The organism is Candidatus Pelagibacter sp. HIMB1542 (genome assembly GCF_052047835.1).
Taxonomy (GTDB): Bacteria; Pseudomonadota; Alphaproteobacteria; order Pelagibacterales; family Pelagibacteraceae; genus Pelagibacter.
Genome location: NZ_JBNAJB010000001.1, coordinates 394,847 through 416,746, shown reverse-complemented (window position 1 = coordinate 416,746; position 21,900 = coordinate 394,847). Strand labels below are relative to the sequence as shown.

At 29.2% G+C, this 21,900-nt stretch carries 34 protein-coding genes; 5 read left to right on the top strand and 29 right to left on the bottom strand.

Annotated elements, in window-relative coordinates; translation table 11 throughout:
* Positions 1-19 precede the first annotated feature (19 nt).
* From topA to ACTTBI_RS02230, 3 genes are read left to right on the top strand one after another with little or no spacing between them, the layout of a single operon-like run.
* Positions 20-2,605 (top strand): type I DNA topoisomerase, encoded by a 2,586-nt coding sequence (topA, locus tag ACTTBI_RS02240; protein WP_440652377.1) that lies wholly within the window; start codon positions 20-22, stop codon positions 2,603-2,605.
* A complete protein-coding gene (locus tag ACTTBI_RS02235) occupies positions 2,602-2,895 on the top strand; it encodes a hypothetical protein (RefSeq protein WP_440652376.1) in 294 nt (97 codons plus the stop codon). The genes topA and ACTTBI_RS02235 overlap by 4 nt, the downstream gene beginning before the upstream one ends.
* On the top strand, positions 2,892-3,353 hold the full coding sequence (locus ACTTBI_RS02230) for a RidA family protein (protein WP_440652375.1): 462 nt from the start codon (positions 2,892-2,894) through the stop codon (positions 3,351-3,353). Before ACTTBI_RS02235 ends, ACTTBI_RS02230 begins: the two co-directional genes overlap by 4 nt.
* A gap of 1 nt (position 3,354) precedes the next feature.
* On the opposite strand, the gene ACTTBI_RS02225 is transcribed toward ACTTBI_RS02230, so the two are convergent.
* Positions 3,355-4,653 (bottom strand): UDP-glucose dehydrogenase family protein, encoded by a 1,299-nt coding sequence (locus ACTTBI_RS02225; protein WP_440652374.1) that lies wholly within the window; start codon positions 4,651-4,653, stop codon positions 3,355-3,357.
* Complete coding sequence (locus tag ACTTBI_RS02220; protein WP_440652373.1) at positions 4,650-5,465, bottom strand: sugar phosphate nucleotidyltransferase; 816 nt, start codon at positions 5,463-5,465, stop codon at positions 4,650-4,652. Before ACTTBI_RS02220 ends, ACTTBI_RS02225 begins: the two co-directional genes overlap by 4 nt.
* Before the next feature lie 4 nt (positions 5,466-5,469).
* Between ACTTBI_RS02220 and ACTTBI_RS02215 the strand changes: the two genes are divergently transcribed.
* Positions 5,470-6,315 carry a pantoate--beta-alanine ligase gene (locus ACTTBI_RS02215; RefSeq protein WP_440652372.1) on the top strand — a complete coding sequence of 282 codons (846 nt, stop codon included), beginning with the start codon at positions 5,470-5,472 and terminating at the stop codon, positions 6,313-6,315.
* On the opposite strand, the gene mgtE is transcribed toward ACTTBI_RS02215, so the two are convergent.
* Positions 6,312-7,685 carry a magnesium transporter gene (gene mgtE, locus ACTTBI_RS02210; RefSeq protein WP_440633440.1) on the bottom strand — a complete coding sequence of 458 codons (1,374 nt, stop codon included), beginning with the start codon at positions 7,683-7,685 and terminating at the stop codon, positions 6,312-6,314. The genes ACTTBI_RS02215 and mgtE overlap by 4 nt on opposite strands.
* Before the next feature lie 61 nt (positions 7,686-7,746).
* On the opposite strand from mgtE, the gene lipB reads away from it, so the two are divergent.
* Complete coding sequence (gene lipB, locus ACTTBI_RS02205; RefSeq protein ID WP_440652371.1) at positions 7,747-8,370, top strand: lipoyl(octanoyl) transferase LipB; 624 nt, start codon at positions 7,747-7,749, stop codon at positions 8,368-8,370.
* On the opposite strand, the gene ACTTBI_RS02200 is transcribed toward lipB, so the two are convergent.
* From ACTTBI_RS02200 to rplC, 26 genes are read right to left on the bottom strand one after another with little or no spacing between them, the layout of a single operon-like run.
* Positions 8,348-9,265: an RluA family pseudouridine synthase gene (locus tag ACTTBI_RS02200; protein ID WP_440652370.1), complete on the bottom strand. Its 918-nt coding sequence runs from the start codon at positions 9,263-9,265 to the stop codon at positions 8,348-8,350. The genes lipB and ACTTBI_RS02200 overlap by 23 nt on opposite strands.
* A gap of 10 nt (positions 9,266-9,275) precedes the next feature.
* Complete coding sequence (rplQ, locus tag ACTTBI_RS02195) at positions 9,276-9,719, bottom strand: 50S ribosomal protein L17 (RefSeq protein WP_262589113.1); 444 nt, start codon at positions 9,717-9,719, stop codon at positions 9,276-9,278.
* The gene (locus ACTTBI_RS02190; RefSeq protein WP_075506787.1) at positions 9,719-10,747 is read right to left on the bottom strand and encodes a DNA-directed RNA polymerase subunit alpha; all 1,029 of its coding nucleotides are present in this window, start codon (positions 10,745-10,747) and stop codon (positions 9,719-9,721) included. The genes rplQ and ACTTBI_RS02190 overlap by 1 nt, the downstream gene beginning before the upstream one ends.
* The gene (gene rpsK / locus ACTTBI_RS02185; protein WP_075506788.1) at positions 10,747-11,196 is read right to left on the bottom strand and encodes a 30S ribosomal protein S11; all 450 of its coding nucleotides are present in this window, start codon (positions 11,194-11,196) and stop codon (positions 10,747-10,749) included. Before rpsK ends, ACTTBI_RS02190 begins: the two co-directional genes overlap by 1 nt.
* A 2-nt stretch (positions 11,197-11,198) precedes the next feature.
* Positions 11,199-11,582 (bottom strand): 30S ribosomal protein S13, encoded by a 384-nt coding sequence (gene rpsM, locus ACTTBI_RS02180; protein WP_075506789.1) that lies wholly within the window; start codon positions 11,580-11,582, stop codon positions 11,199-11,201.
* A gap of 55 nt (positions 11,583-11,637) precedes the next feature.
* Positions 11,638-12,201, bottom strand: coding sequence for an adenylate kinase (locus tag ACTTBI_RS02175; RefSeq protein ID WP_262589112.1), 564 nt, complete (start codon positions 12,199-12,201; stop codon positions 11,638-11,640).
* Complete coding sequence (gene secY, locus ACTTBI_RS02170) at positions 12,202-13,482, bottom strand: preprotein translocase subunit SecY (RefSeq protein WP_075506791.1); 1,281 nt, start codon at positions 13,480-13,482, stop codon at positions 12,202-12,204.
* 9 nt (positions 13,483-13,491) lie between these two features.
* Positions 13,492-13,944, bottom strand: coding sequence for a 50S ribosomal protein L15 (gene rplO / locus ACTTBI_RS02165; protein WP_075506792.1), 453 nt, complete (start codon positions 13,942-13,944; stop codon positions 13,492-13,494).
* Positions 13,944-14,459, bottom strand: coding sequence for a 30S ribosomal protein S5 (gene rpsE, locus ACTTBI_RS02160; RefSeq protein WP_262589110.1), 516 nt, complete (start codon positions 14,457-14,459; stop codon positions 13,944-13,946). Before rpsE ends, rplO begins: the two co-directional genes overlap by 1 nt.
* Before the next feature lie 2 nt (positions 14,460-14,461).
* Positions 14,462-14,818, bottom strand: coding sequence for a 50S ribosomal protein L18 (gene rplR / locus ACTTBI_RS02155; RefSeq protein WP_440652369.1), 357 nt, complete (start codon positions 14,816-14,818; stop codon positions 14,462-14,464).
* On the bottom strand, positions 14,818-15,357 hold the full coding sequence (gene rplF / locus ACTTBI_RS02150; protein WP_262589108.1) for a 50S ribosomal protein L6: 540 nt from the start codon (positions 15,355-15,357) through the stop codon (positions 14,818-14,820). The genes rplR and rplF overlap by 1 nt, the downstream gene beginning before the upstream one ends.
* Entirely contained in the window at positions 15,357-15,752 is a 396-nt protein-coding gene (rpsH, locus tag ACTTBI_RS02145) for a 30S ribosomal protein S8 (protein WP_428080012.1), read from the bottom strand. Before rpsH ends, rplF begins: the two co-directional genes overlap by 1 nt.
* 11 nt (positions 15,753-15,763) lie before the next feature.
* On the bottom strand, positions 15,764-16,069 hold the full coding sequence (rpsN, locus tag ACTTBI_RS02140) for a 30S ribosomal protein S14 (RefSeq protein WP_075506797.1): 306 nt from the start codon (positions 16,067-16,069) through the stop codon (positions 15,764-15,766).
* A gap of 2 nt (positions 16,070-16,071) precedes the next feature.
* Positions 16,072-16,626: a 50S ribosomal protein L5 gene (rplE, locus tag ACTTBI_RS02135; protein ID WP_262589106.1), complete on the bottom strand. Its 555-nt coding sequence runs from the start codon at positions 16,624-16,626 to the stop codon at positions 16,072-16,074.
* Positions 16,626-16,871, bottom strand: coding sequence for a 50S ribosomal protein L24 (rplX, locus tag ACTTBI_RS02130; protein ID WP_262589105.1), 246 nt, complete (start codon positions 16,869-16,871; stop codon positions 16,626-16,628). The genes rplE and rplX overlap by 1 nt, the downstream gene beginning before the upstream one ends.
* 1 nt (position 16,872) lies before the next feature.
* On the bottom strand, positions 16,873-17,241 hold the full coding sequence (gene rplN / locus ACTTBI_RS02125; RefSeq protein ID WP_008544079.1) for a 50S ribosomal protein L14: 369 nt from the start codon (positions 17,239-17,241) through the stop codon (positions 16,873-16,875).
* Positions 17,241-17,477 carry a 30S ribosomal protein S17 gene (rpsQ, locus tag ACTTBI_RS02120; RefSeq protein ID WP_428080011.1) on the bottom strand — a complete coding sequence of 79 codons (237 nt, stop codon included), beginning with the start codon at positions 17,475-17,477 and terminating at the stop codon, positions 17,241-17,243. Before rpsQ ends, rplN begins: the two co-directional genes overlap by 1 nt.
* A complete protein-coding gene (gene rpmC / locus ACTTBI_RS02115) occupies positions 17,470-17,661 on the bottom strand; it encodes a 50S ribosomal protein L29 (protein WP_440652368.1) in 192 nt (63 codons plus the stop codon). The genes rpsQ and rpmC overlap by 8 nt, the downstream gene beginning before the upstream one ends.
* Entirely contained in the window at positions 17,662-18,072 is a 411-nt protein-coding gene (rplP, locus tag ACTTBI_RS02110; RefSeq protein WP_075506803.1) for a 50S ribosomal protein L16, read from the bottom strand. It abuts the gene before it with no gap.
* Positions 18,072-18,752, bottom strand: coding sequence for a 30S ribosomal protein S3 (gene rpsC, locus ACTTBI_RS02105; protein WP_075506804.1), 681 nt, complete (start codon positions 18,750-18,752; stop codon positions 18,072-18,074). Before rpsC ends, rplP begins: the two co-directional genes overlap by 1 nt.
* The gene (gene rplV / locus ACTTBI_RS02100) at positions 18,736-19,134 is read right to left on the bottom strand and encodes a 50S ribosomal protein L22 (protein ID WP_075506805.1); all 399 of its coding nucleotides are present in this window, start codon (positions 19,132-19,134) and stop codon (positions 18,736-18,738) included. The genes rpsC and rplV overlap by 17 nt, the downstream gene beginning before the upstream one ends.
* 2 nt (positions 19,135-19,136) lie before the next feature.
* Positions 19,137-19,427 carry a 30S ribosomal protein S19 gene (rpsS, locus tag ACTTBI_RS02095; protein ID WP_075506806.1) on the bottom strand — a complete coding sequence of 97 codons (291 nt, stop codon included), beginning with the start codon at positions 19,425-19,427 and terminating at the stop codon, positions 19,137-19,139.
* The gene (rplB, locus tag ACTTBI_RS02090; protein ID WP_075506807.1) at positions 19,427-20,266 is read right to left on the bottom strand and encodes a 50S ribosomal protein L2; all 840 of its coding nucleotides are present in this window, start codon (positions 20,264-20,266) and stop codon (positions 19,427-19,429) included. Before rplB ends, rpsS begins: the two co-directional genes overlap by 1 nt.
* Positions 20,267-20,269: 3 nt before the next feature.
* Positions 20,270-20,563 carry a 50S ribosomal protein L23 gene (gene rplW / locus ACTTBI_RS02085; RefSeq protein WP_262589101.1) on the bottom strand — a complete coding sequence of 98 codons (294 nt, stop codon included), beginning with the start codon at positions 20,561-20,563 and terminating at the stop codon, positions 20,270-20,272.
* 1 nt (position 20,564) lies between these two features.
* Positions 20,565-21,188 (bottom strand): 50S ribosomal protein L4, encoded by a 624-nt coding sequence (gene rplD / locus ACTTBI_RS02080; RefSeq protein ID WP_440652367.1) that lies wholly within the window; start codon positions 21,186-21,188, stop codon positions 20,565-20,567.
* Positions 21,188-21,898 carry a 50S ribosomal protein L3 gene (gene rplC / locus ACTTBI_RS02075; RefSeq protein WP_440614291.1) on the bottom strand — a complete coding sequence of 237 codons (711 nt, stop codon included), beginning with the start codon at positions 21,896-21,898 and terminating at the stop codon, positions 21,188-21,190. Before rplC ends, rplD begins: the two co-directional genes overlap by 1 nt.
* Between the last annotated feature and the right edge of the window lie 2 nt (positions 21,899-21,900).

Genomic DNA, 21,900 nt, shown 5'->3' with positions numbered 1-21,900 from the left:
TTAAGTAGTTTGTTAAATTATGAATCTAGTCATAGTTGAAAGTCCTGCAAAAGCTAAAACTATAAACAAATATCTTGGAGATGATTATACTGTTTTAGCAAGTTATGGACATATAAGAGATTTACCATCAAAAAATGGATCTGTTGATCCTGATCACGATTTTAAAATGGAATGGGAAGTTGATAGTTTTTCAAAAAAATATTTAAAAGAAATAACTGATGTTGCAAAAGAATCCTCTAAAATAATACTTGCCACTGACCCTGACCGTGAAGGTGAAGCTATAGCATGGCATGTTAAAGAATATCTGGATGAAAAAAAACTTTTAAAAGATAAAGAAATTGAAAGAGTTGTTTTTAATGAGATAACCAAAAAAGCAGTAATTCATGGTATTGAAAATCCACGACAAATCGAACCTTTGTTGGTTGATGCTTATATGGCAAGAAGAGCTCTTGATTACTTGGTTGGTTTTAATATCTCTCCAATACTTTGGACTAAACTACCTGGATCAAAATCAGCTGGAAGAGTTCAGTCTGTAGCTTTAAAATTGATTACTGAAAGAGAACATGAAATAGAATTATTTAATCCAGAGGAATTTTGGACACTTACCCTTAAATTTGGAGATGATAATAAAAACACTATTACTGCAAGCATCTCTCAATTAAATGGTAAAAAAATAGAAAAATTTACTTTTAGAGACAAGAATAGCATTGAAAAAGCAATCAAAGAAATAAAAGAGAAAAAATTTCAAATAACAGATATTTCATCAAAAGTTATAAGAAGAAACCCCTCAGGTCCATTTACAACTTCGACATTACAACAAGTAGCATCTAGTAGATTGGGTTTTGGAGCTTCAAGAACAATGCAAATTGCACAAAAACTATATCAAGGTGTTGAGATTGATGGGGATACTGTGGGATTGATTACTTATATGAGAACAGATGGAACTAATTTATCAGCTGATGCAGTAAATGATTTTAGAAATTTTATTAAAAATGAGTATGGTAATGAATATTTGCCTGCTTCCGCAAATAATTATTCTGGTAAAAAAGCTAAAAATGCACAAGAAGCTCATGAGGCTATTAGACCGACAGATATAAATAGAGCACCCGACACTCTAAAAAAATATTTAAGTAGTGATCAACAAAAACTATACAATTTAATTTGGTCCAGAGCTTTATCCTCACAAATGGAAGTTGCCCAATTTGACAGAAATACCATAACAATAGAGTCAGAGGATAATCAGACAATATGTAAAGCAAGTGGCTCTGTATTAAAATTTGATGGTTTTTTAAAAGTTTACTCAAATACAAGCAAAGATGATGATGAAGAAATTTTACCAGAAATGTCTAAAGGACCAATTAATATTGAAGCATTAATAGATGAACAACATTTTACACAACCACCTCCAAGATATTCTGAGGCAAGTTTAGTCAAAAAATTAGAAGAATTGGGAATTGGTAGACCTTCTACTTACGCAAGTATAATTTCCACAATAGCTAATCGAGGTTATGCAGAAATAGTAAATAAAAGGTTTTTCCCCACAGATCGTGGCAAACTTATCTCTGCATTTTTAGAAAAATTGTTTTCTAAATATGTTGATTATAACTTTACTGCAGGTTTGGAAAATCAATTAGACGATATTACATCTGGTAAAGAAAGCTGGATAAAAGTTTTAGAGATGTTTTGGAAAGATTTTAATAATAATGTTTCTGAAGTTAAGGAGAAAAGAACTAGAGAAGTGTTAGATCTTTTAAATGAAAGCCTTGGTGCTTTAATTTTTGATACTGATAAAGATGGAAATATTTTTCGAAAGTGCCAGCTGTGTGATACGGGTTCACTAAGTCTTAAAAATAGTTTTAGAGGTGGAGCTTTTATTGGATGTTCAAATTATCCAGAGTGTAAATTCACTAGACCCTTGTCTAAAGCAAAGGCAGCAGCTCAATCACAGTTAGCAGAACCTAAATTTCTAGGAAAACATGAAAATGGTAATGATATATATCTGAAAAATGGAAGATTTGGCCCCTATCTGCAATATGAAAAACTTAAGAAAGAGGAATTAGTAGAGACAAAAACTAAAAAAAAGAAAAAAACCAAAAAATCTAAACCAGATGTTAATGAATTAATTAAAAATGTTTCTATACCAAAAGGTTTAGAGTTAGAAAGTATAGACTTAGAAAAAGCTCAGTTTTTATGTTCTCTACCAAAATCAATTGGTGTTAATCCTGATAATCAAAAAGAAATAATTTTAAATACTGGAAGATTTGGTCCTTATCTTAAGTGTGAAAATAAATCTGCTAGAATAGAGAATATTGATGAAATTTTCTCTATAGGATTAAATCGAGCAATTACTCTTATTGCTGAAGCAAAACCAGGAAGAATGTCTTCTTCAATTATTAAGGATTTAGGAGAACATCCGGAAGACAAAAAACCAGTTAGAGTTATGAAGGGACAATATGGTCCTTATATTAAATATAAATCTTTAAACGCAACAATTCCTGAAGAAAAAGATCCAACAGAGCTTACAATGGATGAAGCTTTAATCTTAATTGAAAAAAGAAGAGAATACGACAAAAATAAAAAAGGCAAAAATAAAAAGAAAAAATGAAAAAATTATTTATATTTTTCATTGTTTTTTTTTTCAAAAGTACCTTTTCATTTGCAGAGGAAAATAAATGTAATGAATTTAAAAAATTATCGAAAGAGTACGTCGAATGTAATGCAAAAAAATTAAAAGAAGTGAGTTCAAAAAAAGCTAAAGAATTAAAGGATGGGACATCGAAAAAAACTCAAAAACTAAAAGAAGGAACATCTAAAAAAGCCAAAGAACTAAAAGAAAATCTTGTAGAAATTGGAGATAAAGTTAAAAATAAGATTAAAAAAAAGGATAGTAAATGAATTTTGATAAAAAAATAGAAGAATTAAAAATAGAACTTCCAGAGGCGAAGGCTCCTGTTGGATCTTATGTGGCAACAAAAAAAACAGGAAATTTACTTTTTATTTCTGGTCAAATTTCGATTAATGAAAATGGAGAATTAATTAAGGGAAAAGTTGGGAAAGATTTAAGTACAGAACAAGGTTATGAAGCTGCAAAAAGATGTGGATTAAGTTTAGTTGCTCAAGCAAAAGCTGCTTGTGCTGGAGATTTGTCTAAAATAAAATCATGTATCAAATTAACAGGATTTGTTAATTCAACAAATGACTTTACTGAACAGCCAAAAGTAATTAATGGAGCTTCAGATTTAATTTCATCAATATTTGGTGATGCTGGCATGCATACACGAGCTGCAGTAAGTACCAATAGTTTACCACTAGGAGTATCCGTAGAAGTTGATGCTATTTTTGAGCTAAACTAGACTATCTTCCAATACCAAAATAATTGATATTTAATTTTTTCATTTTTGAAGGAGAATACATGTTTCTCATGTCATAAATTTTAAAATTTCTCTTTTTTACTAATTTTTTAAAGTTTAATAATTTAAAATCATTCCATTCAGTATGTAAAATTATTAAATCACTATTCAAGCATGCAGTTTTTATATTATTAAAATGATTAACATTTTTTAAATTTTTAAATTCCTCCTTCTCACCAGTCGGATCAAAGTATCTAATTTTGCAACTTTTTTTACTAAAATACTTAATCATAGGTATGCTAGAGGCTTCTCTCATATCATCTGTATTTGGTTTAAATGTTACTCCAAGAAATGTAATTGTTTTATTTAAAAGTTTACTATTTAAAATTTTCTCAACTCTTTTTATTGATAAAAATCTACGTTTATCATTCGATGAAACTACAGTTTTAACGATAGACAAATCTGTATTAAATTTTTTACCTGTATCAATTAAAGCTCTGGTATCTTTTGGAAAGCATGATCCTCCATAGGCTGGTCCTGCTCTCAAAAATCTATCACCAATACGCTCATCAGATCCCATACCAAATGAAATATCTTTTACATCTATACCCGCTTTTTCACAAAGATTTGCAATCTCATTAATAAATGAAATTTTTGTAGCTAAAAAAGCATTTGAAGCATATTTTATTAACTCAGCACCTCTTCTAGAGGTATTAAAATATCTACTATTTTTCTTTATTATGGGCATGTAAAGTGACTTTAAAATCTTGTTGGCTTTTTTACTATCAGTTCCAATAACTACTCTATCTGGATAGACAAAATCTCTTATGGCCTCACCTTCTCTTAAAAACTCAGGATTAGAAACGATATCGACTAATTTTCTTTTTTTTAAATTTTTTAAAATATTTTCAATTTTATCACCAGTAGTTACTGGGACTGTAGATTTAGTTATTATTATTTTGTAACTTTTAATTATCTTTTTTAATTCTTTTGCAACACTAAAAACATATTTTAAATCAGCTGAATTGCTATTTTTTTTAGTTGGAGTTCCAACACATATAAAAATTATATCTGAACTTGAAACTGCTTTTTTTAAATCTGTAGTAAATTTCAAACGATTTTGTTTATAATTTTTTTTTAATATTTCTTCTAAACCAGGCTCATAAATAGGAACATTGCCTTTATTCAATTCTTCTATTTTTTTTTTATCTTTATCTACACAGTAAACAATATTACCAACATCAGAAAAACAGACACCACTAACCAAACCAACATAACCTGTGCCTATCATGCAAAGTTTCATATTTTTCCTATTTCTTTGTTTGAATTAATAAATCCTTGCATTGTACCACAATCTAAATATTTACCTGAAAAATTATGTGCAATAAATTTTTCACCTTCTTTAATTAAAGTCTGAATAGCATCTGTTATGTGTATTTCACCACCATTACCAGGTTTTTGCTTGGATAGTTTATTAAATATTGTTTTAGGAAGAATATATCGTCCAATTACTGCTTTATTGGAGGGAGCATTTTTAATTGAAGGTTTTTCAACCACTCCATCAATGTAATAATCATTTTTTGATATTTTTTTGTTTAAACTATAGATGCCCCATCTTGAAACTGTTTTGGAATTAACTTTCATACTGGCCATTACAGAAGATTTATGTTTATGATGTACTTTAATCATGTCTTTGGAGCAGTTTTTTTTTATTATTAAATCATCAGGTAATAACATTAAAAAATATTTATCTTTTATATATTTTTTTGTTTTAAAAACAGCATCGCCTGTCCCTTTGGGTATATTTTGATATACAAATTTTATTAATTTTTTATATTTTAATATTTTTTTATATTCAGCAATTATTCGGGGATCTTTTTTCTTTCTAATAATTTTTGTATAAAAAGAATCACTATAAAAATAATTTTTAATCATTTTTTTTTTATTTGATATGATGAAAACAACTTCTTTAATTCCAGCCTCAATACACTCATCTAAAATATATTCAATTCCTGGCTTACCATTTATTGGGAGTAGTTCTTTTGCAAAAACACTTGTTAAAGGCAATAGTCTAGTTCCTTGACCTGCTAGAGGAATAATTGCTTGTTTAATCATATAAATGTTTTACTTATCTAAATTTCTAATACAAATGAAAATTATATTAAATAATAATTCATTATATAAAGCTTTAAGGCCATTTAATGATGTTGGGTTTGTTCCCACAATGGGGAGTATACATGAGGGTCATATATCACTTATAGAAAGATCAAACAGAACTTGCAAAAAGACAATAGTAAGTATTTTCGTTAACCCCAAACAATTTAACAATAAAAAAGATTTTAAGAACTATCCCACCAATATTAAAAAGGATATTAAAATTTTAAAAAAAACTAAAAAAGTAGATTTCTTATACATCCCAAAATTTAAAGACATTTATAATAATAATAAAAAATCAAACATAAAAATCGCAAATAAAGACAAAATTTTATGTGCTAAATATAGAAAAGGGCATTTTGAAGGAGTTCTAGATGTAATGGGAAGATTAACCAATCTAGTAAATCCGAAAAAAATATTTATGGGCAAAAAAGATTATCAACAATATTTCTTAATAAAAAATTATCTAAAAAATAAATGTAAAGCCTCTATTATTCCATGCAAAACAATCAGAAATAAAAGTAAAATAGCTTTGTCTTCAAGAAATAATCATTTAGACTTATATGGAATTAAAAAAGCAAGTTTTTTGAGCAAAAATTTAATTAAATTTAAAAGAAATATAGCAAATAGAAAAAAAATAAAACAAAATTTAAAAATTCAAATGAAATATTTTGAGAAGTTTTTAAAAATTAAAATTGAATACTTGGAATTAAGATCAATTAAAAATCTTAAAATATCTAATACTGTTAAAGGCTCACGTTTATTTGTTGCTTACTATATTGATAACATAAGATTAATTGATAACTTTTAAAGAAAGTAAGCCCCAACACCTAAAAATGACACAAAACCTATTACATCAGTAATGGTCGTAACAAAAACACTAGATGCAATTGCGGGATCAATATTCATTTTTTTTAATGTAAAAGGAACGAGTATACCAAACAGTCCAGCTATAATCATCGTTAGTACCATTGATATTGAAATAATTATTGAAAGAATACTATCTTGAAACCAAATTTGAACAATTAAAGCACTTATAGCGGCAAATATAATTCCATTTAATATACCAATTGAAAATTCTTTAAAAACATTTGATGAAAAATTATTTTGGGTTAAGTCATTTGTTGCAATTGTTCTGACTGTAACAGCTAATGTTTGCATTCCTGCATTACCGCCCATTGAAGCAACAATTGGCATTAGGAAAGCAAGAACAACCATTTGCTCAATAGTTGCTCCAAACAGACTAATACACCAAGTAGCTAAAAAAGCGGTAAATAAATTCAGTAAAAGCCAATTAAATCTTCTTTTAGTTTTTGTAACAACACCATCTGTAATTTCCTCATCACCTACACCAGCAAGTCTTAATGCATCTTCCTCAGCCTCTTCTTTTAAAACTGTAAGAACATCATCGTTCATTATCATTCCTACCAATTTATTATTTTTGTCAACTACAGCTGCTGAGTTAAGATTATAATTTTCAAAAAGGTTAGCCACCTCTTCTTTATCCATATCTACAGGCACTAATAGTTGAGATTCAGACATAATGCTTGCCATCTTTGTGTCTCTCGGTGAAGTAAGCACTCTTGATGATGGAACTGTTCCAATAGGTTTAAATTCTTCATTAACAATAAAAATTTCCAAAAATTCCTCAGGCAGATCTTTATTTTCTCTTAGGTAGTCAATTGTTTGACCTACAGACCAGTTGCTTGGTATAGCTGTAAACTCACGCTGCATAAGTCTAGCAGCAGTATCTTCAGGATAGCTTAAGCTTTCTAACAGAGCAAATCTGTCTTTAGGTGGTAATGAGCTTAATATAGTGTTCTTGTCTTCTTCGGGTACATTTTCTAAAATCGAAATAGCATCATCTGACTCAAGGTTAGTAAGAATAGTTACAATTGAGTCTGAAGATAAATATTTAATTATTTCAGTTTGTATAGACTCATTTAATTCTACAAAAACCTCTGCATCAATATTAAAATTATTTAATTTAATTAAACTTTCTCTATCACTAATGCTTAAGTGTTCAATTATGTCTGCTGCATCAGCAGGGTGCATTTCATTGAATGAGTCATTAATAAATTTTGCATCATTGTTAGCTATTTTAGAGGTAACAACTCTCAAATATTCTTTATTGAATTCAAAATTTACTTTTTTATCTTTAGTTTTTTTAATTAAAGACATAAATGTACCTATAATTTAGTTGTGCACTATTAATACATAATTAAAATATTACAAATTTTAAATGAATATAGAGATCAAAAAGTCAATAAAACCGGTAAATTATTTTGAGGCAATTGATCTATTAGAGTCTAGATTAAAAAATATTACAGCTAATAAAGAAAAAGAAAAAGAGTTAATTTGGATTTTAGAGCATCCTGAAATTTTTACTGCAGGTACATCGTATAAAGAAAATGAAATAATTGATAAATCAATTGATCTATTAAAAACAAACAGAGGTGGAAAAATTACGTATCATGGTCCAGGTCAATTAATTTGTTATTTTGTTATTGATCTAAGAGAAAAAAAAGACATTAGAAAATTTATTACAACCATTGAAAACACAATTATTCAAAGTTTAAAAAAATATAATATTGAAACCTTTCCTGATAAAGAAAATATTGGAATATGGTATAAGGACAAAAATGAAATTCAAAAAATTGCTGCAATAGGTATTCGAGTGAGTAAGTGGATTGCATATCATGGATTTGCAATAAACGTTGATAACAACCTAGAAAATTATAAAAAAATAGTACCTTGTGGAATTTCAGATAAAGGTATTACAAATTTAAAAAAAATTTCAAATCAAGATTATTCTAACTTAAATAATGAAATTATCAAAAATTTTATTTCAAATTTGAAAAACTAAGTCTTTTTGATTTTAACAACTTTTTAAAATATTCTGGTAATAAGGCTGAATAAGTATGCTTCATATCATTAATTTTAAATTTAATTTGATACGAGTGCAGCATAAGATTTTTATTTATACCTTTATCAGACTTAGATAGTTTATATTTGGTATCGCCAAATATAGGATTTCCAATTGCAAAAAGTTGTTTACGTAACTGATGTTTTCTTCCAGTTATTGGTTTTAACTCCAATAAAGATGCTTCAGAATTTTTATCTATTACCTTGAATATAGTTTTTGCTTTTTCAACTAACTTTTTATTTCCATCATATCTTATTAAGTCATCATCCCAAACACCTGTATTTTTATTTATTTCTCCTTGGCATATGGCAAGATAAGTTTTGTGAACTTTTCTTAATCTAAATAATGATGTTAGTAACTGTGCGCTCTCTCTATTTTTCGCCATTATAAATACACCAGATGTATCTTTGTCTAATCTATGAACAGAATAAGGTTTTGTTCCTTTAAAAATTTCACTCTTTGCGAAAATATCAACTAAGTTTTTTTTAGATTTTGTACCACCTTGTACTGATATTCCTGATGCTTTATTTAATACAACAAAATTATCATTATCATCAATTATTTGATCTTCGTTTGATTTTATTATTTCTTTAGTTGGTAAAAATTTTATTTTTTTTTGTTCTACTCTTTCTTTAAATTCAATATTAAAGATATTTATTTGATCTCCTTTTTTTATTTTGTGAGAACTTTTAACTTTTTTTTTGTTAATTTTAATTTTTCCTGTCCTAAGATATTTTTCAATTAAACCTTGAGGTATTTTTCCAATATTTAATCTCATCCATCTATCAATACGCATATCATTACACGTTGAATCAACGATGTATGACTTGTTCATGACTTAGGATTTAAGCTGTAGCTTGTTTATTTTCTTCTGTTTTTGGAGCTTCTTTTGACGTATCTTTTTTCTTCTTATCTACTCTTTTGGCCTCAACATCTCTATCTACAAATTCTATGATTGCCATTGGAGCATTATCACCATATCTAAAACCCGCTTTAATAATTCTAGTATAGCCACCTTTTCTATTTGAATATCTTTTAGAAAGAGTTTTTTTTACTTTATTAGCTGATTTAATATCCTGCAATTGAGACACAAGCATCTTAGTTGTTTGCAATGTATCTTTTTTACCTAGAGTAATAATTTTGTCAGCTTGAGGTCTTAAAAACTTTGCTTTCGGCAATGTAGTTTTAATCTGTTCATATTTTATTAAAGAATTTAACATATTCTTTAACAGGGCCTTTCTATGCTCAGAAGTTCTATTTAACTTTTTATTGGCTAAGCCGTGTCTCATTAAATTGCTTCCTCTAATTTTTTAGACATTTCTGCAATATTATCTGGTGGCCAGTTAGGTATTTCCATACCTAAATATAGAGACATTCCAGTTAGAACTTCTTTAATCTCATTTAAAGATTTTCTACCAAAATTTGGTGTTCTTAACATTTCACCCTCAGATTTTTGAACTAAATCACCAATATAAATTATGTTGTCATTTTTTAAGCAATTCATTGATCTAACAGATAGCTCTAGTTCATCAACTTTTCTTAATAAATTCTTATTAAACTCAGGTTCAGATGAAACTTCTTTTACTGGAGCCTCAACTGGTTCATCAAAATTAACAAACATTTTCAACTGGTCTTGAAAAATCCTAGCAGAATACGCAACAGCATCTTCTGCAGAAATTGAACCATTAGTCTCCACTTCCATTGTTAATTTATCATAATCAAGAGCTTTACCTTCTCTTGCTGTGCTAACAGAATAAGAAACTTTTTTTACAGGGCTATACAAAGAGTCAATGGCAATTAAACCTAATGGTGGCTCCTCTGGTTTATTTAGCTCAGCTGGAACATAACCTTTTCCAGTGTTTACATTCATTTCCATATGAAAAGTAGTATTTTCATCTAAGTTACAAATTACTAATTCAGGATTTAATATTTCTACATCAGTCACAGGAGCAATGTCAGAAGCTTTTATTTCCCCTGGACCTTTTGCGTCTAAAACTAATTTTTTTGTACCTTCAGAATTACATTTTAATGCTAGTGATTTAACATTTAATACTATGTCTGTTACATCTTCTCTTACACCTTTAATTGATGTAAATTCATGTAGAACACCATCTATTTGTATCGAAGTAACTGCAGCTCCTCTGATTGAAGAAAGCAAAATTCTTCTTAAGGAGTTTCCTAAAGTTAATCCGTAACCTTTTTCTAAAGGCTCAGCTATAATCTTAGCATGTGTTAAGTCATCACTAATTTGAACATCTAATTTAGATGGTTTAATCAAAGATTTCCAATTTTTAACATTAACGTTTTCTACTTCCATTAAACTCTCCTTTTTTTTGGTGGTCTAGTTCCGTTATGAGGCATCGGTGTTGTGTCTTTAATTGACAAAATTTTAAAACCTCTTGCTTGTAAAGCTCTTAATGCTGTTTCTCTTCCTGAACCAGGTCCTTTTACCTCAACCGATAAAGTTTTCATTCCATACTCTAATGCTTTTGATGCTGCGGAGTCCGCTGCTATTTGAGCTGCATAAGGTGTAGATTTTCTTGATCCTTTAAATCCTTTCTGTCCAGCAGATGCCCAGGATATTACATTTCCATTTGTATCAGCAATTGAAATTATTGTGTTATTAAATGTTGATTGCACATAAGCAATTCCATTTAAAATATTTTTTTTAATCTTTTTCTTTTTTGAATAAGAACTCTTAGCACTTTTTTTAGAAGATTTTTCTACCTTCTGATCTTTATTGTCAGTTTTTTCTGTTTTTGCCATTATTATTTTTTAGTTGGTGTTAATTTCTTCCCTGCAATAGCGATTGCTTTCCCTTTTCTTGTTCTTGCATTACATCTTGTTCTTTGACCTCTTACAGGTAATTTTTTTCTATGTCTTGTTCCTCGATAACATGCAAGATCTATTAATCTTTTAATACTTAAAGAATAATCTCTTCTAAGATCACCTTCGACTTTAAAATTTTGATCAATGTATTCTCTTATTTTTAAAATTTCATCATCAGTTAACTCATTCACTCTTTTGGCTCTTGGAATTTCTAGAGAAGAACAAATTTGTTGTGAGAATTTATCTCCAATTCCATAAATATAAGTAAGTCCAATGTGGACAAGTTTATTTTGTGGAATGTTTATACCTGCGATACGAGCCATAATTTTTGTGATAAATTGTGCCTTTTATATAAGAAGATTAATCAAAGTCAACGTCTTAAACATTTATAAAAGTGTCTATTTTCCTTGTTATTTCGTCTATTTCTAAGCTTCCGTCAATTTCCTTAAATTTAGGATTCTCTGAGTAGTAATTCAGTACTGGCTCTGTTGTGTTCATGTATGTATCAAAACGTTTTAGAATAGTACTTGTTTCATCGTCTGATCTATTTTCAATAATTTTTCTTTTCTCTAGTCTTTTTACCACTGTATCTTTATCAACTTTGAGATACAAAATTAAATCTATCTTTTGACTTGATGCCTCCAGTAAAATATCTAAATTTTTGGCTTGGCTCAATGATCTAGGGTATCCATCAAATATTAATCTATTTTTTTTTTGAGGGTCAGAAACTAAATTTTCAATAAGTTTATTTACAATTTCATCACTTACAAATTTACCATTTTTCATGTCATTGGTTATTGTCTTACCAATGTCTGAATTTTTATATATTTCTTCTCTTAAAAGTTCACCAGTTGAGATTTGAAAGGAATTTAATTTCTTTACTAAATATTTAGCTTGAGTACCTTTACCAGCACCAGGCGGTCCAAACAAAACTATATTCACTTACTTTCCAAATTTAGTTTTTTTAATTAATTGTTCGTATTGCGAGCTCATTAATCTTGTTTGAATTTGAGTTACAGTATCAATGGCTACAACAACAACAATAAGAATAGATGCACCACCCAAATAAAAAGGAATTGGGTAATTAGCTATTAAAAATTCTGGCATTAAACATACAAGTGTCAAATATAGAGCACCTATTGTAGTAAGTTTAGTTAAAATATTTTCAATATATAATGCTGTACTTTCACCAGGTCTAATTCCTGGTACAAAGCCACCATATTTTCTTAAGTTTTCTGCAGTCTCAGTTGGGTTAAATGTAATTGAAGTATAGAAAAATGTGAAAAATATTATACCAGATGCATATAGCAACATGTACAAAGGCTGACCTTGAGTGAAATAAGAACTTAAGTTTAAAAAAGTTTCATTGTTTGAAAAAGAAAAATTAGAAAAAGTAACTGGTAACAATAATAAAGCAGAGGCAAAAATTGCTGGTATTACTCCTGCTTGATTAATTTTTAGTGGTAAATGAGAAGACTCTCCACCATACATTTTGTTTCCCATTTGTCTTTTAGGGTAATTGATAAGAATTTTTCTTAAAGCTCTCTCCATAAAAACAACAAATAAAATAGTTAATATTAATAGAACAAAAATTGCTAAGATCATGAAAGTTGACACAGCACCTGTTCTACCTAATTCAAAAGTTGTAACTAAAGCTCTAGGTATTTCGGCAACAATACCAGCAAAAATAATTAAAGAAATTCCATTTCCAATTCCTCTTTGAGTGATTTGTTCACCAAGCCACATAAGAAAAATTGTACCAGCAACAATAGTTGTAACTGTTGTAATTTTAAAAAATGCTCCTGGATTAATTACCAAATCTGCAGAAGATTCTAAACCTACTGATAAACCATAACCTTGAACTGTAGCGAGTAAAACGGTTCCATATCTTGTAATTTGAGTAATCTTTGCTCTACCTGTTTCTCCCTGTGCTTTTAAATTCTTAAAATAATCTGAAACCCCTGTTAACAACTGAACTATAATAGCGGATGATATGTATGGCATTATACCAAGAGCGAAAATTGCCATTCTACTAACTGCTCCTCCAGCAAAAACATTAAACATACCAAGTAACCCTTTTTGATTACCGTCCATCATGATTTTTAATTGTTCTGGGTCAATTCCTGGTAAAGGAACAAACGTACCAAATCTATATACCGCAAGGATTGCTATGGTAAAAATTATTCTATTTCTTAGATCATTTGTTGAAGATGATGCGCTCATTTAAACAAATTATTTTTTTAATTGAATAGATCCACCAATTTTTTCAAGTTTTTCTATTGCTGATTTTGATGCCAAGTCAGCCTCAATATTAATTTTATCTTTTAACTCTCCAGTACCTAATATTTTTAATTTTGTAGAGTTTTTGTTTATTAATTTTAATTTTTTTAGAGATGAAGAATTAAGCACTTCATTTGGATTAATATTTTTTTTATCAATATAAGACTGAATTTTTTCCAAGTTTAAAATTGCAATGTTTTCTCTTGAAATTGGATTAAAACCTCTTTTAGGTAATCTTCTGTATAAAGGCATTTGACCACCTTCAAAACTTTTTATTGCAACACCAGATCTAGATTTTTGACCTTTAACACCTCTCCCCGATGTCTTACCTTTTCCAGAACCAATACCTCTTCCTACTCTAATTTTAGGTTTATTAATTTTCTGTCTTGTATTTAATGTAATCATTATCCTCTTTTTTCAATAATTTCTGATATTTTCTTATTTCTTATTGCTGAAATTTGTTTTGGTGAATTTTGTTTCATTAAAGCTTTAATAGTTGCTCTAATCACATTGTGTGCATTTGATGTACCCATTGATTTAGCAACAATATCTTTTACACCCAATACCTCGCATACTGCTCTAACTGGACCACCTGCAATAATACCTGTACCTTTTGATGCTGCTCTTAAAACTATTCTACCAGAGCCATCTTTAGCTTTCACATCATGATGAATTGTTCTACCTTCTCTCAAAGGTATATGTGTTAATTTTCTTCTCGCCATTTCATTAGCTTTTTTAATTGCATCTGGAACTTGTTTTGCTTTAGCGTGTGCTATTCCAATTTTTCCAGCCTGATTTCCTACCACTACAAGAGCTGAAAAACCAAATCTTCTTCCACCTTTTACAACTTTTGTAATTCTGTTAATATGAACTAACTTTTCTAAAATATCGTCTGTTTTTTTGTCTTTATTATTTTCCATAATTAAAATTCCATCCCATTTTCTCTTAACGTGTCTGCAAATGCTTTGATTCTACCATGATATTTATAAGATCCTCTATCAAAATAAATTTTTGTAATATTTTTTTCCTGAGCTTTTTTTGCAAGTTTTTGGGCAACTAATTTTGAAAGCTCTGTTTTGTTAATTTTATCAGATGATTTTAAATCTTTCTCAATGGATGAAGCTGATAACAAAGTTACTTTTTTTGTATCATCAATGATTTGAGCTGAAATATTTTTGGCAGATCTTGAAATACTTAATCTAAATCTATCTTTTGAAGCAACTTTTTTTACTTTGTTGCTAACTCTAAATCTTTTTCTAATACTAGTGTTTAGTTTCATTATTTTTTCTTACCTTCTTTTTTAAGAACATATTGGCCTTTTTCTCTAACACCTTTACCCTTATATGGCTCAATTTTTCTAAATGTTTTAATTTTTGATGCAACTTCACCAACTAATTGTTTGTCAGATCCAGTGATCTTAAGTGTAGTTTGTTTTTCTACAGCAATTTTAATTCCTTCTGGAATGTCAAAATCAATATCATGACTGTAGCCTAATTGTAAATTTAGCTGATTTCCTTTTAATGCCGCTCTATATCCAACACCTACAAGCTCTAACACTTTTTCATAGCCAGTACTTGAGCCAATCACGGCATTATTAATTAAACTTCTGTTCATGCCCCAAAGTCGTTTAGAATTTTGATCAATTTTTTTTGGTTTTATTGAAATCTCTTTTCCTTCTTTAATATCCAAATTAAACATATCCAAATCAATATTTATTGATTTCTTTCCTAATGGCCCTTCTATATTTATAATATTGCCAGCTAAAGCCACTTTAACTTTTTCAGGGATTGATATATTTATTTTTCCAATTTTAGACATTAAAATACCTTACAAATAATTTCGCCACCAACACGTTGTTTTCTGGCGTCAATATCAGTCATTACACCTTTTGGTGTAGAAACTATTGCAATACCAAGACCGTTATTAATTTTAGGTAAACCTTCGGCACTAGAAAAAATTCTTCTTCCTGGTTTAGAAACTCTTTCAAATGCACTGATAACTGGGTTACCAGAGTGATATTTAAGTTCTAAAGACAATGTTGGTTTATTATCTTCTGAGCTAATTTTAAAGTCTTTTATAAAACCTTCATTTTTAAGTATATCTGCAATTTTTGATTTAAAGTTTGATGATGGCAGATCTACTTTTTTATGATTTCTCGCTTGAGCATTTTTAACTCTAGCTATCATATCTCCTATTGGGTCACTTAAACTCATAATTATCCTTCCTACCAGCTCGACTTAACTAAGCCAGGTATTTTTCCTTGTAATCCTAATTGTCTAAGAGCAATTCTTGATATTTTTAATTTTCTATAAACACCATGTGGTCTACCTGTTATTTCACATCTATTCATCACTCTTGTTTTGGCTGAATTTCTTGGCAATTTTGATAATTTCTGCTGTGCCTTAAATCTTTCCTCTAATGGAAGTTTTTTATCCATTATTATTTTTTTTAAATTTTGTCTTTTCTTGAACATTTTGTCTGAAAGTTTAATTCTTTTTTTGTTTTTATTTACAGCACTAAGTTTAGCCATTTTTAATTGTCTCCTTTTTTAATAAATGGAAAATTCATTTTTTCTAATAATGCAAAGCTGTGCTCTTTGTTAATTGCTTTTATAACAATAACGATATCTAAGCCTCTAACTTTATCAGCTCTATCAAAACTAACTTCAGGAAAAATGATATGTTCCTTTATGCCAAAAGTATAATTTCCGAATTTGTCAAAACCTTTTGGCGACAATCCTCTGAAATCTTTAATTCTAGGAAGAGCAATATTTACTAGTCTATCTAAAAATTCATACATTTTATTTTTTCTTAAAGTTACTTTTAAGCCTGCATTAGATCCTTTTCTTGTCTTAAAATTAGCTACAGATTTTTTGAATTTTGTAGTTACAGGTTTTTGACCTGTTATCTTAGCCATATCCTCTTCACAAGATTTAAGAATTTTAGAGTCTGAACCATCTAAACCAAGACCCATATTTAAAACAATTTTTTCAATTCTTGGCGCCATGTAAATATTTTTGAAGCCAAATTGGTCTTTTAAAGCTGGTTGTATTTCTTTATTAAAAATTTCTTTTAATCTTGGAGTCATTATTTCTTAGCCTCTTTTTTCTTTTCTGCTTTTTCATCTATTAATTTTAAATTTGATAAATGAATAAAACCTTCTTTTGAAAAAATACCACCTTTTTTCTCTTTTGTTGTTTTAACGTGTTTTTTAACCATATTAATTTCTTTTACTTTGGCTCTATTATTTGCTCTGTCGATTTCGATAACTTCACCTTCTTTTTTTTTGTCTTTTCCAGTTAGCACTCTTACTTTTAGACCTTTTTTAATCATCTTATAAAACCTCCGGCGCTAGTGAAATTATTTTCATTTGCCCTCTACTTCTTAATTCTCTAGTAACAGGGCCAAATATTCTGGTACCAACTGGTTCACCCTTATCGTCAACTAATACTGCTGCATTATTATCAAATTTTACTTTTGATCCATCGTTTCTATGAATTCCTTTTTTAACTCTTACTACTACAGCTTTATGAACGGTTCCTTTCTTTACTTTGCCCTTAGGGATAGCCTCTTTCACAGCAATTACAATTGTATCTCCAATGCTGGCATATCTTCTCTTAGATCCACCCAATACTTTGATGCACTCTATTCTTTTTGCACCAGTGTTGTCAGCAACTTGTAATTCTGTCTGTACACCAATCATTATTTATTATTCTCCATAACTTGAAACTTTTTATTTTTTGAAAATGGTTTGCTTTCAATAATTGAAACTTTATCACCTGTTTTAAATGTATTATTTTCATCATGAGCATTGTAATTTTTTCTGACTCTAATGACTTTTTTCAATACAGGGTGTGAATATTTTCTCTCTACCATAACTGTAATTGTTTTATTAGGTTTGTCGCTTATCACCACTCCTGTTAATATTTTTTTAGGCATTTGATTTTCCTTTTAAAATTGTTTTCAATCTTGCAATTGTTTTTCTTGTTTCTCCAATTTTTGCAGGGTTAGTTATTTGAGAATTCATTTTTTGAAATCGAAAATTAAATAAGTCTTTTTTAAGCTTATCAATATTTTTGACAACTTCATCTTTGCTTAATTTTTTAATCTCTTGTTTTTTCATTTATGCAAATCTCTTTATTGTCTTTGTTTTTATTGGTAACTTTGCTGAAGCTTTATAAAGTGCCTCTTTGGCAATTTGTTCAGAAACACCATCAACTTCAAATAAAATTCTTCCAGGCTTTACTCTACAAGCAAAATATTCTGGTGATCCTTTTCCTTTACCCATTCTAACTTCTATTGGTTTTTTAGAAACTGGAATATTTGGAAAAACTCTTGTCCATACTCTTCCTTGTCTTTTCATGTGTCTAGTTAAAGCAACCCTAGCAGCTTCAATTTGTTTTCCAGTAACTCTTTCAGGCTGTAATGCCTTCAGGGCATATGCACCGTAATTAATAGTACTTGCTCTAGTAGCATTACCATGAATTCTTCCTTTATGAGCTTTTCTCCATTTAGTTCTTACTGGCTGAAGCATTATTGTTTACCTTCCTTTGGAGTGACTTTGTTTGTTTCTTGGCTAAATTCTCTTGCAAAAACTTCACCTTTATAGATCCAAACCTTAATTCCAATAATTCCATATGTTGTAAGAGCTTCCGCTTCTGCATAATCTATATCTGCTCTTAAAGTGTGTGATGGTATACTACCATCTCTTAACCATTCAGTTCTAGCGATCTCATTACCACCTAATCTTCCACTTACTGAAACTTTAATCCCTTTTGCACCTAATCTAATACATGATTGCATAGCTCTTTTCATGGCTCTTCTGTATGAAATTCTTTTTACTAACTGTTGTGCAATGTTTTCAGCAACTAAATATGCATTTGTTTCAGGTTTTTTAACCTCTTTGATATTTAAGTTGACCTCATTTGTCGTAAATTTTGATAAGTTATTTTTAATTTTATCAATATCACTACCTTTTTTACCAATTACAAATCCAGGTCTAGATGTGTAAATTGTAACGTAACATTTGTTTGATGTTCTCTCTATCATCACTTTAGATACACCTGAATTAATAACATTTTTCTTGATGTATTCTCTTATTTTAAAATCTTCAATTAGATAGTTGCCGAAATCTTTTTTCTTAGCATACCAAACAGAGTCCCAACCTCTGTTTACACCTAATCTAAAACCTACAGGATTAACCTTTTGTCCCATGTTTCTCCATTTGTTTTGCCTCTGATAAAATTATAGTTACTGTTGACCAAGGTTTTAAAATTGGTGCCGCTCTACCTTTTGCTCTTGGTCTAAATCTTTTCATAACAATTTTTTTTCCACAATACGCTTCTTTGACAATTAAATTGTCAATATCATATTGAAAGTTATTTTCAGCGTTTGCAACAGCTGAGCTAATTGTCTTTCTAATATCTCTTGTAACTCTTTTTTCTGAAAACTGCAGGTCTCTAATAGCTACATCAACCTTTTTACCAACAATACTTTTTAAAATTGGATTAATCTTTCTTACGCTTGATCTAATTCCATTGTTTATAGACTTTACTGTCTTATCGTTGTTTTTATCAATTTTCTTTTTCTTACCCATAATTATTTTTTCTCTGCTGGTTTAGCTTTCTTATCAGCTGGTGTGTGTCCAAAGAAAGTTCTTGTTGGAGCAAACTCTCCTAATTTATGACCAACCATATCCTCTGATACTGTTATTGGAATAAATTTTTTACCATTATATATTTGAAAAGCTACTCCTACAAAATCTGGAAGAATAGTAGATTTTCTAGACCAAGTTTTAATTGGAATTTTCTTCGGATCATCTTTGTACTTGTCCACTTTTTTCATCAAGCTTTCTTCAACAAATGGTCCTTTCCATACAGCTCTAGCCATTACTTAGTATCCTTCCTTTTATTTCTTCTCTTAACTATAAATTTATCTGTTCTCTTGTTATCTCTAGTTTTTAAACCTTTTGCAGATTGTCCTGTTGGAGACACTGGATGCCTTCCTCCTGCTGACTTACCTTCACCACCTCCATGTGGGTGATCAACTGGATTTTTAACAACACCTCTAGTATGAGGTCTTCTTCCTAACCATCTTGATCTACCAGCTTTTCCAATTTTAATATTTTTTTGATCAGGATTACTTAAAATTCCAATAGTAGCTAAAGCTCTAGAGTCTATTTTACGTACTTCACCTGACGCTAATTTAATTAAACTATAATTTCCATCTAATCCACTAATTGTAACTGAAGAACCAGCGGCTCTAGCTATTTTACCACCACCACCTGGTTGAATTTCAACGTTATGAATATTGATACCAACAGGAATATCTTGTAACGGCATGCAATTTCCAATTTTAATTTCTTTTTTCGATCCGCTCTCAATCTTATCTCCAACTTTAATTTTTTGAGGAGCTAAAAAATACGAATGTGTTCCATCTTCAAATTTAACCAACATTATGTAGCAAGATCTATTCGGATCATATTCTATTCTTTCAACGGTAGCCTCCATGTCAAATTTTTTTCTATAAAAATCAACATGTCTATACATTTTCTTATGCCCACCTGCTCTGTTAATTGAAGTGATGTGTCCATTATTATTTCTGCCCTTCATAGCATTTTTTGGAGAAACAAGAGTTTTAAAAGGTTTGCCTTTCCATAGACCTGTTCTATCTACTAAAATAGTACCTCTAGTAGATTTTGTATAAGGTTTAAAAGTTTTTAATGCCATTTCTTAAATTCCTGTTGTTAGATCAATGCTTTGACCTTTTTTTAGAGTTATAATTGCTTTTTTGTATCCTGAAACTTTCACTTTTTTACCTCTAGTGAGTTTAGTTCTATTTTGTTTATTGATGATGTTAATTTTAGTGACATTAACTTTAAAAATTTTTTCAATATTTTTTTTTAGGTTTTTTTTATTAGCACCATCAGGAACCTTAAAAGTAATTTTATTCAATTCTGATAGGTTTGTAGATTTCTCAGTAACAACTGGAAAAAGAATTTTGTCGTATAAATGTATTTTATCCATATTAAGAATACCTTTTCTCCAATTCTTTTACTGAACTTTCAGTAAAAACTACTTTCTTAAATTTTATAATATCGAAAGCACTAAAATGATTTACGTCAGTAACTTTTACGTTTGGAATATTTCTTACAGATTTTTCTATCTTATCTTTAGAATTTTTATCAAGTATAATTAATGAGTTAGAAATCTCTAGTTTATTAATTATTGAATTCATTTCTTTTGTTTTTTTAATTTCAGAATTAAAATCATTTAAAATTAATAAGTTCTTATTATTATTTTTTTCAGTAATTAAAGAAGCAACACTTTGTTTCTTTTCATTTTTATTTAACTTTCTTTTTTTGTAAGCTAATTCACCTTTTGGACCATGAGCTATACCACCACCGACAAAAATAGGAGCTTTTCTACTAGCGTGTCTTGCTCCACCAGTTCCTTTTTGTGCATAAATTTTTGATGTTGGACCTTTTACTTCATTTTGTTGTTTAGTTTTAGCGTGTCTACCTTTGTAGTTGGCATTTGTTTTATATAAAACACTAGCAACTAACTTTTGATTAATTTTTGCAGAAAATATTTTATCTAACACTTCAATAGTATCTTTTTTTCCGTCTATGCTAATTTTATCTAATTTCATTATTTTTTCTTTTTATCTGGTGTTTTTTTTGCTTCCTCAGCAGCAGCTTGTTTTTCACTGATTGTCATTTTGTTTATATTTTTTACTGATTTTTTAACCATCACTTCAGCATTTTTTGATCCTGGAATAGATCCCTTCAAATAAAGTAACTCATTTTCTAAATCTGTTTTTATTATTTCGATATTTTGCATTGTTCTTAACTTATCACCCATATGACCAGCCATTTTTTTTCCTTTAAAAACTTTACCCGGATCTTGACTATGTCCTGTTGAACCATGAGCTCTATGAGAAATAGAAACACCGTGGCTGGCTCTTAAGCCCCCAAAATTATGTCTCTTCATTGCACCGGCAAAACCTTTACCAATCGTTTTTGATCTTGTATCTACAAATTTTATATCTTTAAAAATTTCTAAACCAAATTCATTTCCTTCTTTGTAAGCAGAAGTATCGTTTACTCTAAATTCTTTTAATTTTTTCTTGGCTTCAGTGTTTTTCTTTGCAAAAACACCTTTCATTGCTTTTGTTAATTTTGAATTTTTTATTTTTCCATATCCAAGTTGAACAGCTTTGTAACCTCTTTTTTCTTCTTCAATTACTTGAATAACTCTAGCTTTTTCAACTTTAAGAACTGTAACAGGCACTAACTGACCAGATTTATAAAATTCTCTAGTCATGCCAATTTTCTTACCTAATAAAGCTATCTCGCTCATAA

What these genes read in the sequence shown, in the direction of transcription:
- rplW (WP_262589101.1), bottom strand. Translation starts at nt 20,563, where the DNA reads ATGGATAAAATACATTTATACGACAAAATTCTTTTTCCAGTTGTTACT.
- rpmC (WP_440652368.1), bottom strand. Translation starts at nt 17,661, where the DNA reads ATGAAAAAACAAGAGATTAAAAAATTAAGCAAAGATGAAGTTGTCAAA.
- rpsE (WP_262589110.1), bottom strand. Translation starts at nt 14,459, where the DNA reads ATGGAAAATAATAAAGACAAAAAAACAGACGATATTTTAGAAAAGTTA.
- ACTTBI_RS02200 (WP_440652370.1), bottom strand. Translation starts at nt 9,265, where the DNA reads ATGAACAAGTCATACATCGTTGATTCAACGTGTAATGATATGCGTATT.
- rpsK (WP_075506788.1), bottom strand. Translation starts at nt 11,196, where the DNA reads ATGGCAAAAACAGAAAAAACTGACAATAAAGATCAGAAGGTAGAAAAA.
- rpsQ (WP_428080011.1), bottom strand. Translation starts at nt 17,477, where the DNA reads ATGCCTAAAAAAATATTAACAGGAGTGGTGATAAGCGACAAACCTAAT.
- rpsS (WP_075506806.1), bottom strand. Translation starts at nt 19,427, where the DNA reads ATGGCTAGAGCTGTATGGAAAGGACCATTTGTTGAAGAAAGCTTGATG.
- secY (WP_075506791.1), bottom strand. Translation starts at nt 13,482, where the DNA reads ATGAGCGCATCATCTTCAACAAATGATCTAAGAAATAGAATAATTTTT.
- rpsM (WP_075506789.1), bottom strand. Translation starts at nt 11,582, where the DNA reads ATGGCTCGTATCGCAGGTATAAACATTCCACAAAATAAACTTGTCCAC.
- rplO (WP_075506792.1), bottom strand. Translation starts at nt 13,944, where the DNA reads ATGATTACATTAAATACAAGACAGAAAATTAATAAACCTAAAATTAGA.
- ACTTBI_RS02190 (WP_075506787.1), bottom strand. Translation starts at nt 10,747, where the DNA reads ATGGAAGTAGAAAACGTTAATGTTAAAAATTGGAAATCTTTGATTAAA.
- mgtE (WP_440633440.1), bottom strand. Translation starts at nt 7,685, where the DNA reads ATGTCTTTAATTAAAAAAACTAAAGATAAAAAAGTAAATTTTGAATTC.
- rplQ (WP_262589113.1), bottom strand. Translation starts at nt 9,719, where the DNA reads ATGAGACACGGCTTAGCCAATAAAAAGTTAAATAGAACTTCTGAGCAT.
- ACTTBI_RS02235 (WP_440652376.1), top strand. Translation starts at nt 2,602, where the DNA reads ATGAAAAAATTATTTATATTTTTCATTGTTTTTTTTTTCAAAAGTACC.
- ACTTBI_RS02230 (WP_440652375.1), top strand. Translation starts at nt 2,892, where the DNA reads ATGAATTTTGATAAAAAAATAGAAGAATTAAAAATAGAACTTCCAGAG.
- rplC (WP_440614291.1), bottom strand. Translation starts at nt 21,898, where the DNA reads ATGAGCGAGATAGCTTTATTAGGTAAGAAAATTGGCATGACTAGAGAA.
- rplV (WP_075506805.1), bottom strand. Translation starts at nt 19,134, where the DNA reads ATGGGTAAGAAAAAGAAAATTGATAAAAACAACGATAAGACAGTAAAG.
- rplB (WP_075506807.1), bottom strand. Translation starts at nt 20,266, where the DNA reads ATGGCATTAAAAACTTTTAAACCTTATACAAAATCTACTAGAGGTACT.
- rpsN (WP_075506797.1), bottom strand. Translation starts at nt 16,069, where the DNA reads ATGGCTAAACTTAGTGCTGTAAATAAAAACAAAAAAAGAATTAAACTT.
- rplP (WP_075506803.1), bottom strand. Translation starts at nt 18,072, where the DNA reads ATGCTTCAGCCAGTAAGAACTAAATGGAGAAAAGCTCATAAAGGAAGA.
- topA (WP_440652377.1), top strand. Translation starts at nt 20, where the DNA reads ATGAATCTAGTCATAGTTGAAAGTCCTGCAAAAGCTAAAACTATAAAC.
- rplR (WP_440652369.1), bottom strand. Translation starts at nt 14,818, where the DNA reads ATGAAACTAAACACTAGTATTAGAAAAAGATTTAGAGTTAGCAACAAA.
- ACTTBI_RS02220 (WP_440652373.1), bottom strand. Translation starts at nt 5,465, where the DNA reads ATGATTAAACAAGCAATTATTCCTCTAGCAGGTCAAGGAACTAGACTA.
- rplN (WP_008544079.1), bottom strand. Translation starts at nt 17,241, where the DNA reads ATGATTGGTGTACAGACAGAATTACAAGTTGCTGACAACACTGGTGCA.
- rplX (WP_262589105.1), bottom strand. Translation starts at nt 16,871, where the DNA reads ATGATTAAAAAAGGTCTAAAAGTAAGAGTGCTAACTGGAAAAGACAAA.
- rpsH (WP_428080012.1), bottom strand. Translation starts at nt 15,752, where the DNA reads ATGAGTTTAAGTGACCCAATAGGAGATATGATAGCTAGAGTTAAAAAT.
- ACTTBI_RS02225 (WP_440652374.1), bottom strand. Translation starts at nt 4,653, where the DNA reads ATGAAACTTTGCATGATAGGCACAGGTTATGTTGGTTTGGTTAGTGGT.
- rplD (WP_440652367.1), bottom strand. Translation starts at nt 21,188, where the DNA reads ATGAAATTAGATAAAATTAGCATAGACGGAAAAAAAGATACTATTGAA.
- ACTTBI_RS02215 (WP_440652372.1), top strand. Translation starts at nt 5,470, where the DNA reads ATGTTTTACTTATCTAAATTTCTAATACAAATGAAAATTATATTAAAT.
- rplE (WP_262589106.1), bottom strand. Translation starts at nt 16,626, where the DNA reads ATGACTCCAAGATTAAAAGAAATTTTTAATAAAGAAATACAACCAGCT.
- rpsC (WP_075506804.1), bottom strand. Translation starts at nt 18,752, where the DNA reads ATGGGACAAAAGGTTAATCCTGTAGGTTTTAGATTAGGTGTAAACAGA.
- lipB (WP_440652371.1), top strand. Translation starts at nt 7,747, where the DNA reads ATGAATATAGAGATCAAAAAGTCAATAAAACCGGTAAATTATTTTGAG.
- rplF (WP_262589108.1), bottom strand. Translation starts at nt 15,357, where the DNA reads ATGTCTAAAATTGGAAAAATAAATATATCAATCCCTGAAAAAGTTAAA.